12 protein-coding genes are annotated in these 15,455 nt (G+C 72.7%); 4 read left to right on the forward strand and 8 right to left on the reverse strand.

The window, feature by feature from the left end; translation table 11 throughout:
• Positions 1–290: 290 nt before the first annotated feature.
• The 3 genes from ACN28A_RS26040 to ACN28A_RS26050 are packed head-to-tail and all read right to left on the reverse strand — an operon-like array spanning position 291 to position 2,228.
• Complete coding sequence (locus ACN28A_RS26040) at positions 291–1,109, reverse strand: AfsR/SARP family transcriptional regulator (protein WP_421399086.1); 819 nt, start codon at positions 1,107–1,109, stop codon at positions 291–293.
• A gap of 31 nt (positions 1,110–1,140) precedes the next feature.
• Positions 1,141–1,674 (reverse strand): hypothetical protein, encoded by a 534-nt coding sequence (locus tag ACN28A_RS26045; RefSeq protein ID WP_421399087.1) that lies wholly within the window; start codon positions 1,672–1,674, stop codon positions 1,141–1,143.
• Positions 1,671–2,228 (reverse strand): helix-turn-helix transcriptional regulator, encoded by a 558-nt coding sequence (locus tag ACN28A_RS26050; protein WP_421399089.1) that lies wholly within the window; start codon positions 2,226–2,228, stop codon positions 1,671–1,673. Before ACN28A_RS26050 ends, ACN28A_RS26045 begins: the two co-directional genes overlap by 4 nt.
• A gap of 298 nt (positions 2,229–2,526) precedes the next feature.
• Here ACN28A_RS26050 and ACN28A_RS26055 point away from each other — a divergent pair, with 298 nt between their 5' ends.
• Positions 2,527–4,470: a sulfatase-like hydrolase/transferase gene (locus ACN28A_RS26055; RefSeq protein WP_421399091.1), complete on the forward strand. Its 1,944-nt coding sequence runs from the start codon at positions 2,527–2,529 to the stop codon at positions 4,468–4,470.
• Positions 4,471–4,533: 63 nt separating this feature from the next.
• Here ACN28A_RS26055 and ACN28A_RS26060 read toward each other — a convergent pair whose 3' ends face one another.
• The 4 genes from ACN28A_RS26060 to ACN28A_RS26075 all read right to left on the reverse strand — a co-directional run bounded on the left by ACN28A_RS26060 (position 4,534) and on the right by ACN28A_RS26075 (position 8,861).
• Entirely contained in the window at positions 4,534–5,343 is an 810-nt protein-coding gene (locus ACN28A_RS26060; protein ID WP_421399093.1) for an SAM-dependent methyltransferase, read from the reverse strand.
• 276 nt (positions 5,344–5,619) lie between these two features.
• Complete coding sequence (locus ACN28A_RS26065; protein ID WP_421399095.1) at positions 5,620–6,936, reverse strand: hemolysin family protein; 1,317 nt, start codon at positions 6,934–6,936, stop codon at positions 5,620–5,622.
• A 79-nt stretch (positions 6,937–7,015) separates the two neighbouring features.
• Positions 7,016–8,059 (reverse strand): sodium:calcium antiporter, encoded by a 1,044-nt coding sequence (locus ACN28A_RS26070; protein WP_421399097.1) that lies wholly within the window; start codon positions 8,057–8,059, stop codon positions 7,016–7,018.
• A 58-nt stretch (positions 8,060–8,117) separates the two neighbouring features.
• Positions 8,118–8,861, reverse strand: coding sequence for a TetR/AcrR family transcriptional regulator (locus ACN28A_RS26075; protein ID WP_421399099.1), 744 nt, complete (start codon positions 8,859–8,861; stop codon positions 8,118–8,120).
• 104 nt (positions 8,862–8,965) lie between these two features.
• Here ACN28A_RS26075 and ACN28A_RS26080 point away from each other — a divergent pair, with 104 nt between their 5' ends.
• The gene (locus ACN28A_RS26080) at positions 8,966–10,825 is read left to right on the forward strand and encodes an MFS transporter (protein WP_421399102.1); all 1,860 of its coding nucleotides are present in this window, start codon (positions 8,966–8,968) and stop codon (positions 10,823–10,825) included.
• Here the strand turns inward: ACN28A_RS26080 and ACN28A_RS26085 are convergent.
• A complete protein-coding gene (locus ACN28A_RS26085) occupies positions 10,714–11,547 on the reverse strand; it encodes an N-formylglutamate amidohydrolase (RefSeq protein WP_421399105.1) in 834 nt (277 codons plus the stop codon). The genes ACN28A_RS26080 and ACN28A_RS26085 overlap by 112 nt on opposite strands.
• Positions 11,548–11,744: 197 nt before the next feature.
• On the opposite strand from ACN28A_RS26085, the gene ACN28A_RS26090 reads away from it, so the two are divergent.
• Both ACN28A_RS26090 and ACN28A_RS26095 read left to right on the forward strand, forming a co-directional pair.
• The gene (locus ACN28A_RS26090) at positions 11,745–13,631 is read left to right on the forward strand and encodes a CocE/NonD family hydrolase (RefSeq protein WP_421399108.1); all 1,887 of its coding nucleotides are present in this window, start codon (positions 11,745–11,747) and stop codon (positions 13,629–13,631) included.
• 149 nt (positions 13,632–13,780) lie between these two features.
• Positions 13,781–15,343 (forward strand): hypothetical protein, encoded by a 1,563-nt coding sequence (locus ACN28A_RS26095; protein ID WP_421399109.1) that lies wholly within the window; start codon positions 13,781–13,783, stop codon positions 15,341–15,343.
• The last annotated feature ends 112 nt before the right edge of the window (positions 15,344–15,455 follow it).

A 15,455-nucleotide genomic window follows, 5' to 3' on the forward strand; every position in this document is an offset into this window, starting at 1 on the left:
TCGGGTCGTTCCGATGTCGGCCCGTCGGGTCGCTCCGAAGGCGGACCGCCGGAACGGCCAGGTGGGCGCGGTGGTGCCCCGAACGGGCGCGGTGGTGCCCCGAACGGGGACGGCGGTGCCCCGAACGGGGACGGTGGTGCCCCGAACGGGGACGGTGGTAGCGGATGCACCAGGCCAGGATGGGTCCCCCGGGTGCGGACCCGGTACGGGTCGTGTCACCGTTGTGTCACAGCGCCGGCTGTCACCCGCGTCGCCGCCGGAGGACCTCGGTGACCCGTGCGGGGGCCGGGTCACCGCCGGGGGCGCAGCCGTGCCCGGTCGCGTACCCGGCGGACCGGTCGCAGCGGGCGGGTGACCGTCACCGGGGCGGCGATCGCCGGGTCGTTGGTGAGCACCGCCCGGTGCAGGCTGCGCAGCTCCTCGCTGGGCCCGACGCCGAGCTGGTCCACCAGCACCTCCCGCACCGACTGGTAGGTCTCCAGCGCCTCCGCCTGCCGGCCGGCGCGGTAGAGCGCCACCATCAGCCGTCCCCACATCGACTCCCGCAACGGTTCCCGGGCGGTCAGGTCACGCAGTTGGGGCAGCAGGTCGCCGTGCCCTCCGGCGGCGAGCAGCAGGTCGATCCGGCGCTCGGTCACCGCGTACCACTCCTCGGTCAGCCCGGGTGCGTGCTCCGCGACCAGCCACTCGGAGGCGACGTCCTGCAGCGGCCTGCCCCGCCAGCAGGCGAGTGCCGCGTCGAGCAGCCGCAACTCGTCCGCCGGTCGGGCCGACCGTGCGGCGCCGGCGAGAGCGCGGAAGCGGTACACGTCGACGGTGTCCCGGGGCAGGTCCAGGGTGTAGCCGCCGGTGCCGCTGGCGATCACGTCCGTGCCGAGGTCGTGCCGGAGCCGGGTGACGATCGTCGAGAGTGCCCGCCGGGCCAGCTCCGGAACGTCCTCGCCCCACAGGTACCGGGCCAGCACGCTGATGCTGACGCTCCGCCCCGGAGTGAGCGCGAGCGCGCCGAGCGTCACCTGCCGGCGAGGCGCGGCAACGCTCACCGGCCGGCCGTCCACGAGCACCCGGACCGGCCCGAGCAGTCCGATCTCCAGTACACCGTTCACCATCCACCCCCCGATCGATGGAAACCGTTGTCAGCTACCAGCAGTGCCCGCAGACCGGCCGGGGCCCCCAGTCCGGCGGGACGAGCCGGACCGTCCGGGCGACCAGCGGGTCCTCTGGGTCCAGTGGGCGCACTTCGAGCCGGTGGTCCAGCTGGTCCCACACCACCCGGACGCACTCGATCCGGACCAGGTAGTCGGTGACCACGCAGATGGCGAAGTCCACCGTGCCCGACGGCAGCCGCTTCCGCTCCGAGAACGGGCTGGCCCCGACGGTCGCGTACGGCCGCAGGTGCGACATGTAGACGAGGCCCTGCGCGAAGCCCGGCTCGTAGACGGCGTACCCGAAGGTGGCTCCGGTCTTCTCCTGGACGCAGTCGAGTCGGCCGGCGAGGGCGAGGAAGTCGCCCTCCTTGGTCTCGTCCAGGGCCGCTGTCCCGATGCTGCCGGAGGTGCAGGCGATCCGTTCCCAGACCAGCGGGTCGGCCGCCGTGGCCGGGCCGGTGGCGAGCGTGCTGGCGGCGAGCGAGCTGGCAACGGCGGCGACCAGCAGCGCGGTCAGGCGTCTCATCGGTCTTCTCCCTCGACGGGCGGGCTGTTCCTGGGCGGGCTCGCCGCCTGCATCGCGCCGAGGGCGAGGCCGAGCTGGAAGCGGTTCTCCACACCGAGCCGGTCCATCAGGGCCCGCAGCGCGTAGGTGACCGAGCGGGTGGACATGCCGAGTTCCCTGGCGGCGCTGGTGTCGGTATGCCCCTCGGCGAGCAGCGCGACGAGTGCCTTCTCTCGTGGTGTGAGCACGACCTCGGGTACTCCGTTCCGGCGCGGATCCGTCGCGTCCGTCCAGCGGCGGACGAACAGCGAGACGAACGACTCGACCGCCGCGGGTTCGACGATCTTCCAGGTGCCTCGGTGCAGGTTGTTCGGGTCGACGGCGACCAGCGCGACCCGACTGCCGAAGATCGTCAGCTTGTGCGGCAGCCGTGACGCCTCGCGGTACCTGCCACCGAGCCGGGCGAACCCGGTCGCGTGCCGGGACGACCGGTAGGCGTCGGCGGAGACGCCCCAGCCGACCGGCATCGGCACCGCCCGCCCGACGGCCGGCGCTTCCGTGCCCCTGCCCGTCATGGACAACTCCCTCCCCCTGGGAATCGGTACGTCGCGATGAAAACACAGGACGGCATCGGTGTCCCGACCCAGCAAGATCATCAAGGTGATTTGTTGCGGGAACACGCAACCGCCGGCGAAGGCGGCCGGCCGGGCTGCTCGGGCACGTTGTTGGGGCTGGTCCGCCCGCCCGGCCTCCGGCGGGCCCGCAGCGGATTTGAACCGTCGGCCCGGAAAACCCGTTCTAGCTCACGAGCGGTCGCGCTGTCGTGGGCGTGTTCCGCCGTGCCGGTACGGCCTCCAGGAGAGGATCCTCGGGTTGTCACTCTTCACGCGTTCGCCACTGGGGCCGGATCAGGAACGGACGGCCAGGAAGCACGGTCCGCCACCGGACGCGCACCCCGAGGACCAGCCAACCGACGCGCGGCCCGCCGCCGCCGATCCCACCGCCACCCCGGCCCGCGACGACGGTCCGGCCGGCGACGACGCTGGCGACACCACGTCCGGTGGTGACGCGACGGACGCACCCTCGGGTGGTGACACCCCGTCGGCTGGTGACGCGACGGACGCACCGTCGGGTGTCGACACCCCGTCCGCTGGTGATGCGACGGATGCCCCGGCCGGCCGGGTGCGGCGTCCGGCCCTCCGCCGGCTCCGCACGCGGGCGACGACGGTCCTGGCTGCCCTGCTGGTGCTGCTCGCCCTGACCGCGCCGAACCGGCCGGACCAGTTCACCCTCGGCACGCTCGCGCGCATCCCGGTGGAGGCACTCCTCGGCATCGTGCTCGTGCTGGCACTGCGGCCGGGGGCGCGACGGGTGGCCGCCGTGCTCGGTGGTGTCGGCATCGGCCTGCTGATGCTGCTCAAGGTCGTGGACATGGGCTTCTACGCCGTACTCGCCCGGCAGTTCGACCCGGTCCTCGACTGGATCCTGCTGGACGACGCGATCTCGTTCCTCACCGACTCGGTCGGCCGGATCGGGGCGATCGGCGCGGCGGTGCTGGCCGCACTGCTCGTCGTCGCGGTACTCGTGCTGACGACGCTGGCGGTGCTCCGGCTGACCCGACTGGCGGCCAGGCACGACGTCGCGGCGAGACGTACCGTGCTGGCGCTCGGTGCAGCCTGGCTCGCCTGTGCCGTGCTCGGCGTGCAGATCGTGCCCGGCGTACCGGTGGCGGCGCGCAACACGGTCGGCCTGGCGCACGGACGCGCGCACCAGATCCGCGACGGCCTGCGGAGCCAGCAGGAGTTCGCCCGGCAGGCCGGTGTGGACGCCTTCCGGAACGTCCCCGGCGACCGGTTGCTGACCGGCCTGCGCGGCAAGGACGTGCTGCTGGTCTTCGTGGAGAGCTACGGACGGGACGCGATCGAGGACCCGCGGTTCGCCCCACAGGTCGGCGCGGTCCTCGATGCCGGTACGCGGCGCCTGGCCGCCGCCGGCTTCGCCTCGCGCAGCGCCTTCCTCACCTCGCCCACGGTGGGCAGCGGCAGTTGGCTGGCCCACTCCACCCTGCTGTCCGGGCTCTGGATCGACAGCAACGAGCGCTACCGCAACATCGTCACCTCGGACCGGCTGACCCTCACCGGTGCCTTCCGCCGGGCGAACTGGCGGACCGTCGGCATCATGCCGGGGGTGACCCGGGCCTGGCCGGAGGGGGAGCTGTACGACTACGAGAAAATCTACGACTCGCGGCAGCTCGGCTACCGGGGCCCGAGGTTCAGCTGGGCCACGATGCCGGACCAGTACGTCCTGGCGGCGTTCGAGCGGTACGAACACGGTACGCCGGACGGGCCCCCGCTGATGGCCGGGATCACCCTCGTGTCGAGTCACGCGCCGTGGACGCCGATTCCCCGGTTCGTCGACTGGGACGAACTCGGGGACGGGGCGATCTTCGAGCCGATGGCGAGGCAGGGCCAGTCGAAGAGCGCGCTCTGGAGCGACCAGACCAGGATGCGGACCGAGTACCGCCGGTCGATCGAGTACTCGCTGACCAGCGTCATCTCCTATGTGCAGGAGTACGGCGACGACGACACGGTGGTGGTCTTCCTCGGAGACCACCAGCCCTCGCCGATGATCACCGGTGCGGGTGCCGGCCGGGACGTCCCGGTCACGGTCGTCGCGCACGATCCGGCGGTGCTGGAAAGGATCTCCGGGTGGGGCTGGCAGGAGGGCCTCAGGCCGGACCGGCAGGCGCCGGTCTGGCGGATGGACACCTTCCGGGACCGGTTCCTGACCACCTTCGGACCACCGGGCGCCTCCTGACGTCCCTCGGGGTCGGACCGGCGGCCGTTGCCCGGGCGAAAACGGCCGCCGCCCCGATGGCCGTCAGGGCTTGTGTCCGACGCCGCCGTAGCCGTCCACCGGTTCCGCGTCGGGGTCCTCCGGGCGCCAGCGGGAGATGGAGACGATCCCCGGCTCCAGCAGGGTGAGGCCGGCGAAGCAGCGTTCGATCTGGGCCGCACTCCGCAGCACGTACGGGACGGCGCCGGTGTCGTCGTAGCCCTGCTGGGCCTCGTCGAACCCCTCGGTGGTGTCTGTGCCGTCCCAGAGCACCAGATAACTGCCGCTGGGTACGGCCGCCATCACCCGGGCCACTATGGACTCCGCCTCGGCGTGGTCTGCGACGTGCCCGAGCACCCCCATGAACATGACCGCGATCGGTTGGGTGAAGTTCAGGATGTTCCGGGCGTCGGCGATGATCTGGTCGGGATCGTGTAGGTCCGCGTCGACGTAGTCGGTGACCCCTTCCGGGGTGGTGTTGCTGAGCAGGGCACGGGCGTGTGTCAGCACCAGCGGGTCGTTGTCGACGTAGACGATCCGGGACTCCGGCGCGGCCCGCTGGGCGACCTGGTGGGTGTTCTCCAGGGTCGGCAGGCCGGTGCCGATGTCGAGGAAGTTGCGGACCCCTGCCTCGGTCGCCAGGTGGTGCACCGCCCGGATCAGGAAACGCCGGGACTGCCTGGCCAGCGGGACGATGCCGGGAAACTGTCGCCGGTACGCCTCTCCGGCCTCCCGGTCGGCGGCGAAGTTGTCCTTGCCGCCCATCCAGTAGTTCCAGATCCGGGCGGAGTGCGGAACTCCGGTGTCGAGCCCGCCCGACAGGGCGCGGTGCGGGGACAGCGCTTCCTTCGTCACGTGGCCTACCTCGAAGTTCCCGTAGCGGACGCGTCGCTCCACGCTAGAGCGTCGCGCGCGGATCGGCTCCCGCCGGTACGGCCCGTGCGGCCAGTGGTGTGGCCGCGGCGGTCAGCGGCGCCCGTACCCGGATCGGCGGAACCGCCCTCGGCCCGGACGCCCGCCCCCGGCCCGGACGCCCGCCCCCGGCCCGGACGCCCGCCCCCGGCCCGGACGCCCGCCCCCGGTCCGGACGCCCGCCCCCGGCCGGCCCTTCGGCGCGGGCCGGCCCTGCGCTCAGCCGGCGGCGCCGGCCGGGTCCGCCACCGCCTCGTCGTCGGAGGTCCGCTCCGAGCGGGGGCGGAGCCGGACCTTGGTGATGGCGTGTCTGTCGATCTCGGCGACCTGCGCGGTGAAGGCGGGCAGTTCGACGGTCTCGCCGGACGCGGTCGGGATGTGCCCGAGGCGGGCCAGGACCAGCCCGGCGACGGTGGTGTAGTCGCCGTCGTCGGGCTCGTCGAGTTCGAGCCCGATGTCGGGCAGGTCGTGGATCGGGAAGGTGCCGGCGACCAGGAGTGTCCCGTCGGGTTGCCGGACCACGGCCTGGACGTCGCGGTCCGTCTCGTCGTAGATCTCCCCGACGATCTCCTCGATCAGGTCCTCCATCGTCACGATGCCGTCGTTGGCGCCCCGCTCGTCCACCACCACCGCGAACTGCTGGCGCTGCTGGCGCATCTGCCGCAGCGCGTCGGTGACCCCGAGCGTCTCCGGCAGGAACAGCGCCGGAGCCATCCGGTCGCGCACCTGGGCGTTGTCGTCGAGAAGGTCCCGCAGGTGTACTACGCCGACCACGTCGTCGAGGCCGCCCCGGGTGACGACCGGGGCGCGGCTGTGGCCGGACTCGGCGAGCTGCCGCCGGGCCGTGCCGGTGGGCAGTTCGGCGTGCAGCGTGACCACCTGCCCGCGTGGTACCAGGATCTCCCGCAGGATCCGGTCGGCGATCTCGAACGCCCCGCTGATGATTGTGCGGTGTTCGGCGGTGAGCCCGCGCTGGGCCGTCACCATCTCCCGCAACTCCTCGGCGCTCACCTCCTCCGGGCCGCCCTCCGGGTCGGCGCCGGTGAGCCGGACCACGACGTTCGTGGATCTGCTGAGCAGCCAGACCGCCGGGCGGGAGAGTGCGGCGAGTACGTCGAGCGGCCGGGCCACCACCAGCGCCCAGCCCTCGGCCCGCTGCATCGCGATCCGCTTCGGGGCCAGCTCGCCGAGGACCAGGCTGACGAAGGTCAGCAGGATCGTCACCAGCACCACCGAGGCGGGTTGGGCGGCCGAGCCGAGGAAGTCGAGCAGCGGCACCAGGGGTGCGGCCAGCGAGACCGCGGCGGCGGCGGAGGCGAGGAAGTTGGCCAGGGTGATGAAGATCTGGATGGTGGCCAGGAAGCGGTTCGGGTCGCGGGCCAGCTTCGCCAGCACCTGCCCGCCGCGCGACTGCCGCTCCAGCCGCTGCACCTGGCTCTCCCGCAGCGACACCAGTGCCATCTCGCTGCCCGAGAACGCCGCGTTGACCAGGACCAGGAAGAGAACCAACGCCACCTGTAACCCGTAGCCGTCCACCGAAACTCCCGGCCTCCTCGTCGTCTCCGGCCTGTCGTGGGGTCCCAAACCTAGCTGGTCGGCACCGGCCGGGTACGGCTCAGGTGGCCAGCACGGTGGTCATCCCGAGGTAGGTGGCCAGCAGCAGTACGCCCTCGAAACCGAGCCGCCCCCAACCGCAGGTCTGCCGGACGAGCAGCCCGGCGAGCAGGATCGCGGTCATGAACAGCCCGGTGGTGGTGATGAAGAGGTCGTCGTTGCCGGCGGCGTGGTAGATCGAGCCCTGCCGGTACGCGACGTCGCCGACCACCAGGGTGATCACGTCGAGGATGTTCCCGCCCAGGACGGCGGCGACGGCCAGGGTCACCGCCCCCCGGCGCACGGCGGCGATCGCGGTGACGGTCTCCGGCAGCCCGTTCACGATGCCGAGCAGTACCCCGCCGGTGAACCCGGCTGTCAGGCCGGTGGTCTCGACGACGCTCTCCGCGGCCAGCGACACCGCCCAGCCGCTGGCCGCGACGACGGCGCCGACCAGGACGAACCGCACCCACAGCGCGGCCGTGCCCCGCTCGTCCAGGGCGCCGTGCTCCTGCGGTACGTCGGGTTCGGTCTCGGTGGTGCCGACCGCCTGCCACATCGGTGTGGTGCCGGCGGTCCGGATCAGCCGGAGCCCGCCGAGGTAGCAGGCGACGATCACCACCGAGATCGGGTGGATGCCGAGCACCGTGACGTCCGGGGTGTAGCTGCCGAGCAGCGCGAGGGTGAGCAGGGTGATCAGCAGGCAGCAGAAGAGCAGGTTCGAGGAGGAGGCGGCGGCGTGTTCCAGGTTGACCCGGCGGTGGAAGGCGTCGGCGACCGCGACCGCGGTGGTCTGGGCGGCGATCCCGCCGACGGCGTTGCTGTAGCCGAGCTGTGGGTGGTCGCCGGCGGCGGTGACCGCCGTCATCACGATTCCGGAGAGCCCTGTCGCGACGCCGAAGAAGACCACCCCGAAGACCGCCTCGCCCCAGCCGGTCCGGTCCGCCAGGGCGTCGCCGAGGGCCACCAGCCGGATGCTGCCGAGGATCGTGACCAGGCCGGCGACGGCGAAGACCCCGACGCTCAGGCCGAGCGGCCAGGGCGTAGCGGGTAGGAAGCCCAGCATCGGGCGGTTATTCCCGAGTTGCCGGCTTCGAAGCGTCCGCCCTGGCAGCGTCCGCGCCTCAGTCGTCCGGCCGGTCCAGCCAGCTCTCCAGGCCGTCGAGGAGCCGCTCCAAACCGAAGGTGAAGCTCTCGTCCCAGACCCGTTCCGGCTCGTACGCGGCCGACCCGACCTCCTGCCGCCACCTGTCGTAGTGCGGGTGGTCGCGGGCGATCCGCTCCACCTGCGGTTCCAGGTTCGTCACGATCTCCTGAAGTGACCGGCCGGACCTGCGGACGGTGGTGACCATCGCCGCGATGGTGGTGGCGGAGCCGATCGCGTACGAGGTCAGCAGCGCGCTCGCGTGCGACAGTTCCAGTCCGGTGAAGCCGGCCCCGCCGAGCAGTGCCACAGTGCGTTCGCCGATCCGCAGCGCGTTCGGGCCGAGGTTCGGGCGCACCCCGAGCAGGGCGATCACCCACGGGTGGCGGAGCAGCATCTCCCGGGTGGTGGTGGTCAGCACCGACGCGCCGATCCGCCAGCCGGTGTCGCCGACCTCGGGTACGTAGACCTCGCCCATCACCTCGTCGACGGCGAGTTCGAGCAGTTCGTCCTTGTTCGTCACGTACCAGTAGACCGAGGTGGCGCCGGAGCCGAGTCGGGTGCCGAGCCGGCGCATGCTCAGGCCGGTCGGTCCCTCGGCGTCCAGCAGCTCGATCGCGGCCCGGACGATCTGCTCGCGGCTCAGCGTCGGCGCCTCACCTCGGCTGGCCCGGGGTGGGCGCAGCCACACCGAGCTGGTGAACGGGTCCGACTTCGGTGGCATCCGGGGTCCTTTCGACCGGGCCAGTCTAACCGGCCTCGCACATCGTTCGAGACGACTGGTACGGTGTGCGAGCATTCTCGAACGCTGTACGAGCGGAGGCTTCGATGCCCACATCCACGCCCGCCGGCAACCCCGGCGCCAGCCGCGCGGGCAATCCCGCCGGCAACCCCGGCGCGAGCCCGCATCCGCGCCGCTGGTGGATCCTCGGCGTGCTCTGCGTGAGCCTGCTGGTGGTCGTGATCGACAACATGGTGCTGAACATCGCCATCCCGGCGTTGATCCGCGACCTCGGGGCGAGCGCCGCGCAGATCCAGTGGATCATCGACGCGTACATCCTGGTCTTCGCCGGCCTGCTGCTCACCGCCGGCAGCCTCTCCGACCGGTACGGCCGGCGACGCGGCCTGGTCATCGGTCTGGTCGTCTTCGGCGGCGCCTCGGTACTGGCCACGCTCTGCCGGACGCCCGGCCAACTCGTCGCGGCCCGCGCCCTGATGGGGGTCGGCGCCGCCTTCCTGATGCCCGGCACCCTCTCGATCCTCACCACGGTCTTCGACGAGGGCGAGCGGAAGAAGGCGATCGCGATCTGGAGTTCGGTGCTGGTGCTCGGCGCGCTGGGCGGCCCGACCCTGGGCGGCCTGCTGTTGCAGCACTTCTGGTGGGGATCGGTCTTCCTGCTCAACGTCCCGATCGCCGTACTCGGCGTCGTCGCCGCGCTGGCGGTCATCCCCGAGTCGCGCGGTCCGGCCAGCCGGCCCGACGTGCTCGGCGCGCTGCTCTGCACCGCCGGGATGACCGCGCTGGTCTGGTCGGTCATCTCGTCGGCCAAGGACGGCTGGTCGGCTGCGTCGACCGTCGGCGGGCTGGTCGGCGCCGCCGTGCTGCTCGTCGCCTTCGTGCTCTGGGAGCGCCGGGTCGCCCAGCCGATGCTGCCGATGTCGCTGTTCCGGGACCGCAACTTCGGCGGGGCCAGCCTCTCCATCGTGCTGCTCTCGCTCTCGGCCGGTGGCGTACTGCTGGCGCTGACCCAGTACCTCCAGTTCGTCCTCGGGTACGGGCCGATGCGCGCCGGCCTGGCCTTCGTGCCGATGCTGGCCACCGTGCTGGTCTGCAACGGCCTCGGGGTACTCGTCGACAGGCGGTTCGGCGCCCGGGTCACCATCGCCACCGGGCTGTCGCTGATGGCCGCCGGCTTCGGGGTGCTCGCCTCGATCGGGCCGGCCGACGGCTATCCCACGCTGGCCGCCGCGCTGGTGCTGATCGGGGCGGGCAGCGGGATCAGCGGACCGGCCGCGGTCGGCACCCTGCTCGCCGCGCTGCCGCCGGAACGGGCCGGCGTCGGCTCGGCGGTCAACGACACCGTGCAGCAGCTCGGCGCGGCGCTCTCCGTCGCGGTGCTGGGCAGCGTACTGGCCGCCGTCTACCGGTCGGCGATGCCGGCCGAGGTCACCGGGCCGGCCCGGGAGTCGATCGGGGACGCCCTGCGGATCGCCGCCGCGACCGGGGACGGCACGCTGGCCCGGCTGGCCAGGGAGGCATTCGTCGAGGCGATGTCCGGCACCGCGCTGGTCGGGGTGGCCGGTGGGATCGCCGCCGCCGTGGTCGCGGCGCTGCTGATCCGGGCCAGGCCGAACCCGGCCGTCGTGCCGGCCGCCGTGCCGTTCGCACCGGCCGGAGACGGAGTCGCCCTACCGGAGCCCGAGGGGCCGGACGACACCGGTCAGCCGGGCCAGGGCGCCGTCCCCGGTCGCCCGGCGGACTCGGGTCGCCCGGCGGATTCCGGTCGCCCGGTGGACTCCGGTCGTCCGGCGGATTCCGGTCGTCCGGCGGACTCCGGTCGTCCGGCGGACTCCGGTCAGCCGGTGCGGTCGTCGGCGGCGGCGTCGACCGAGTCGACCAGGGTGGCCAGTGCGCCGGCCAGCACGGCCAGCCCGTCGGTCGGCGGGCCGTCCGGTTCGACCAGGTAGCCGTCCCGGCGGATCTCCACCATCAGGGCGGTCACCCGGCGGTCCCGGCCGTAGTGCCGCAGCGGTACGTAACAGCCGGCGAAGGGCGTGTCGAGACCGGTCCCGCCACAGCCGGCGAAGGCCGCCCGGCCCGCCTCCCGCAGCCAGTCCGGGGTGTGCACCGGATCGGTGCCGAGGCAGACCGGCGGGCGTCCGGTGCCGCCGATCTCGTACGGCAGCCGCCGGCTCGGGTAGGAGTGCACGTCCAGCACGGTCACCCGGCCGCGTACGGCCAGCCGGGCGTCGACGAGGTCGGTGACCGCCCGCGCGTACGGGTGGTACCAGCGGTCGAGCAGGTGCGCCTCCTCGACCGGGTCGTCGGCACGCAGCACGGCACCGTCACTGGTCCGGGTGTAGACGGCGGCCATCCCGACCGAGCGCATCGACTCCCGCCCGTCCGGGAAGCGCTCCGGGTCGACCACCAGCCGGGAGAGCAGGTTCACGAACGTCCACGGCGTACGCCGGGCGGTGCGGGCGGCCAGGTCGGCGAGCAGGTCGGTGTGCGCGTCGGTCATCCGGGCCAGTTCGGCGGCGAGCGCGGCGTCGTCGAGGAGCAGCTTCGCGCGTACCTCCGGCGGGACCAGCCGGGCGGCGTGCGGGACGTGCAGGATCACGTCGCTGTCGGCGGCGCCCGGCACCACCCGGAAGCCCGCCGCCCGCCCCGATCCGCCGTGCCGTCCCACGGCCGCCATTCTGCCCGGCCGGCCAGGCGCCGCCGCACACCGCACACCGCCGCCCGTCGCGGCGGTTCCGCGTGCGGCGGGATCGTTGTGCGTGCCGTCGGAGCGGGGGCGGGCAGGTTCCGACAGATGCACGTTGTTCGATCGGTGTCGCCGACCGTAGCCTACGCACGCCCCTGACCGGCGAAAGAGGAGTGGGTATGGGTCGGACCAGCAGGATCTGGCGTACCGCGCTCGCGGTGCTGCCGGCGGTGGCGGTGCTCGGTGTCGCGGCACCGGCGTCGGCCCGGCCGGGACCGTCGATCGTGGTGGGCGACGGCGTGACCCAGCCGGTGTTCGGCTACGCGGACGCGATCAGGGAGCGGCTCTTCGTCGCCGCCACCTTCGACAGCGACCGCGACGGGCTGCGCGACGTGATCGCCTTCGACGTGATGCGGCCGAAGGCGACGGCCGACGGGCTCAAGGTGCCGGTCGTGATGGACGCCAGCCCGTACTACTCGACCGTCTGCCGGGGCAACGAGTCCGAGTGCAAGGCCGACCTGGACGGCGACGGCCTGCTCGACAGATGGCCGCTCTTCTACGACAACTACTTCGTGCCGCGCGGCTACGCCGTGATCCTGCTGGACATGGTCGGCACCAACAACTCCACCGGCTGCCCGACCACCAACGGCAGCCCGGACAACCTCAGCGCCAGGCAGGCGATCGACTGGCTGAACGGCCGGGCCACCGCCCGAAACGCCGCCGGCCAGGTGGTCCGGGCCGACTGGCACAACGGCCGTACCGGGATGGTCGGCAAGTCGTACGACGGCTCGCTGGCGATGGCGACGGCGGTGACCGGCGTCCGCGGGCTGACCACCATCGTGCCGATCAGCGGCCCGGCCGAGTACTACGCCTACACCCGCAGCAACGGGGTGGTCACCCGAGGCAACAGCTACGTGTCGTCGCTGGCCAACACGGTGACCAACCCGGACCGGCGGGAGTACTGCAAGCCGGTCCGGGACGCGCTGGGTGCCGCCGACGGCGACGAGACGGGTGACTACTCGGCGTTCTGGGCCGAGCGCAGCTACGTCGGCCGGGTCGACCGGATCAGGGCGAGCGTGCTGCTCTATCACGGCCTGAACGACGACAACGTCCGGCCGGACCACTTCAGCAAGTTCTGGTACGAACTCGCCGCGCACGACGTGCCACGCAAGCTCTGGCTCTCCCAGGAGGGGCACGTCGACCCGTTCGACTCGCGCCGGGCGGTCTGGGTGGCGACCCTGCACCGCTGGTTCGACCACTGGCTGCACCAGGTGCCGAACGGGATCATGGACGAGCCCCGGGTCGACCTGGAGCGCTCCGCCGACGTCTGGGAGACGCACGCCGACTGGCCGGTGCCGGGGATGACCGAGACCGAGGTCTTCCTCCAGCCGGGCACCGGCGGCGCGGGCGGCCTTCAGCTGGTGCCGGTGCGGAAGCAGGCGGTGCAGAGCTTCGCCGACGACCCGGCCCAGCGCCAGGACGCGATGGTCGGCAACCCGGACACCGTCACGCCGAACCGGCTGGCGTACCTCTCCGAACCGTTGCGGGCCCCGCTGCACATCTCCGGCACCCCGGTGCTGAGGGTGCGGGCGGCGGCCGACGCCACCGACACCAACCTCGGGGTGATCCTGGTCGACTACGGCACCGCCGAACGGGTCGCGCACCGGGCCCCCGGGGAGGGCATCGTCACCCTGGAGACCCAGGACTGCTGGGGTGAGACCAGTCCGACCGACGACGGCTGCTACAAGCAGACCCGGAAGCGGGTCGCCACCGCCGACCTGGAACTGGTCACCAAGGGCATCCTGGACGCACAGAACCGGCAGTCGATCCGCCGGGCGACCCCGCTGGTCCCGGGCAAGCTCTACAACTTCGAGTTCCCGCTGCTGCCCGAGGACTACGTCTTCGCGCCGGGGCACCGGATCGGCGTGATCGTGGTCGGTAGTTACCCGCAGTACTCCAGTCAGGCCGACCCGAACCGGGCAGGCGTCGACGTGGCGTTGAAGACCAGCCACATCGTGCTGCCCGTCGTCGGCGGTACCCCGGCCGCGCACGCCGCCGGACTCTGAGCCGCACGCCCCGCCGGCCGGTCCGGTAGCCGGCCGGTGGGGTGCCCCGCCGGTCACCGGCAGGTGTATGCTCCGCCGGTTGAGCCCTACCCCTGCGGCGTGTGCCCCGGACGCCGGCACCGGGCTCGCGACCGTATGGAGGATGGCGCATGTCCCAGAGCCAGGAGCTGTTCGACCTGCACGAGGACAAGACTTCGCGACCCAGCTTCGAGACCACGCTGCGCGGCTTCGACAAGCGGCAGGTGGAGCAGTACGTGGCGCAGACGGCGAACGAGTTGTCGAAACTGATCGCCGAACGCGAGCAGGCGTTCAGCCACATCCAGGGCCTGACCGTCCATCTCCAGCAGGTGCAGGCCGAGCTGACCGAGTTGCGGGAACGGCCGCCGCAGGTGGACCGGGCCTCGTTCCGGGACCTCGGCCCGATGGTCGACCAGATCATCGCGCTGGCCGAGAAGCAGGCCGGGGCGATCGTCGACGCCGCCGCCCAGCGGGCGACCGAGCACCAGAGCGAGGCGGAACGGGTCCTCGCCGACGCCCGCGAGCAGGCCGAGAAGCTGACCGCCGAGGGTGAGGCCAGCCGGGAACGCGCCGAGCAGGAGGCGCAGCGGATCAGCGAGCGCAGCGCCCAGCAGGTCGAGCGGGCCCAGGCGCAGGCGGAGTCGATGCTGGAGTCGGCGCGCAACCAGATCCAGCAGGAGATCGAGGCGGCCCGGACGCGTACCCAGCAGGAGCTGAGCCAGTGGCAGGCCAACGTGGAGCGCGAGCTGACCGAGCTGCGCAGCGCCACCGAGGCGGAGCTGACCCGGTCGCAGAAGCAGGTGGAGGAGGAGAACGCGAACCTCCGCGCCGAGGCCCAGCAGTACGTCACCGAGCTGCGGCGGCGGGCGGACGAGCAGGCCAGCACGCACCAGCAGCAGCTTGCCGCGCTGGCCGAGGAGATCGAGACCCGGCAGCAGTCGCTCAGCCAGCTGCTGTCCGCGCAGGAGACCGCGCAGCAGCGGCTGGCGCAGTCCCGCCAGGAGGGCGTCACCGCCGAGCAGGAGTTCGCCCAGTTGCAGCAGCGGCTCGGTGAGGTCCGCCAGGACCTGACCGCCGAGCTGAACCGGCTGGACGAGGCCCGCCGGGCGGCGGAGACGGCGGAGCGGCAGGCGGCCGAGGTGCGGGCCCGGACGCAGCGCGAGGCGAAGCGGCTGGCCGACCGGGCCGCCGCGGCGGTGCTGGCGGCGGCCGCGATTACCGGCGAGACCGGCGAGTACCAGATGGTGGCGGTGCGCCAGGAGGCGAACCGGGGACCGGCCGAGGTGCTGGCGGAGCCGATCGAGCAGTCCGACCAGCCGGAGCAGCCCGGCCAGCCGGAGCAGTTCGGGCAGCACGAGCAGCCCGGCCAGCACGAACAGTTCGGGCAGCACGGGCAGCACGAACGCTCCGAGCAGCAGCCCGAGCGGCCCGAACAGCCCGAGCAGTTCGGCGGGTCCGATCGATTCGAGCAGCCCCAGCGGCACGAGGGGTTCGAGCAGCCCCAGCGGGCCGAGCAGTTCGAGCGGCACGAGCAGTTCGAGCGGCACGAGCAGTTCGAGCAACCTCGGCGGACCGAGCAGCCGGAGCCGGTGATGAACCTGTTCGAGCCCCAGCAGTCCGCGCAGCAGTCGCACCACCACGAGAACGCGCCGCCGGTCTACTCCCCGAACGGCGGTGACCCGGGCCGCTACTAGCCGGCAGGTCCCGGGACCGCTCAGCCGCCAGGCTCGGCGTTCCGGCGGCGCTCGCCCGGCAGGGTGCTGCGGGTCGTCGCCGAGGTGGCAGGCGGATCGTCGGGGACCGCCG

The sequence above is a fragment of the Plantactinospora sp. WMMB782 genome, from assembly GCF_049179135.1.
Taxonomy (GTDB): Bacteria; Actinomycetota; Actinomycetes; order Mycobacteriales; family Micromonosporaceae; genus Plantactinospora.

Excerpts from the sequence above, each read along its gene's own strand:
- ACN28A_RS26090 (WP_421399108.1), top strand. The coding sequence starts at position 11,745 with ATGGGTCGGACCAGCAGGATCTGGCGTACCGCGCTCGCGGTGCTGCCG.
- ACN28A_RS26095 (WP_421399109.1), top strand. The coding sequence starts at position 13,781 with ATGTCCCAGAGCCAGGAGCTGTTCGACCTGCACGAGGACAAGACTTCG.
- ACN28A_RS26070 (WP_421399097.1), bottom strand. The coding sequence starts at position 8,059 with ATGCTGGGCTTCCTACCCGCTACGCCCTGGCCGCTCGGCCTGAGCGTC.
- ACN28A_RS26040 (WP_421399086.1), bottom strand. The coding sequence starts at position 1,109 with ATGGTGAACGGTGTACTGGAGATCGGACTGCTCGGGCCGGTCCGGGTG.
- ACN28A_RS26050 (WP_421399089.1), bottom strand. The coding sequence starts at position 2,228 with ATGACGGGCAGGGGCACGGAAGCGCCGGCCGTCGGGCGGGCGGTGCCG.
- ACN28A_RS26045 (WP_421399087.1), bottom strand. The coding sequence starts at position 1,674 with ATGAGACGCCTGACCGCGCTGCTGGTCGCCGCCGTTGCCAGCTCGCTC.
- ACN28A_RS26080 (WP_421399102.1), top strand. The coding sequence starts at position 8,966 with ATGCCCACATCCACGCCCGCCGGCAACCCCGGCGCCAGCCGCGCGGGC.
- ACN28A_RS26075 (WP_421399099.1), bottom strand. The coding sequence starts at position 8,861 with ATGCCACCGAAGTCGGACCCGTTCACCAGCTCGGTGTGGCTGCGCCCA.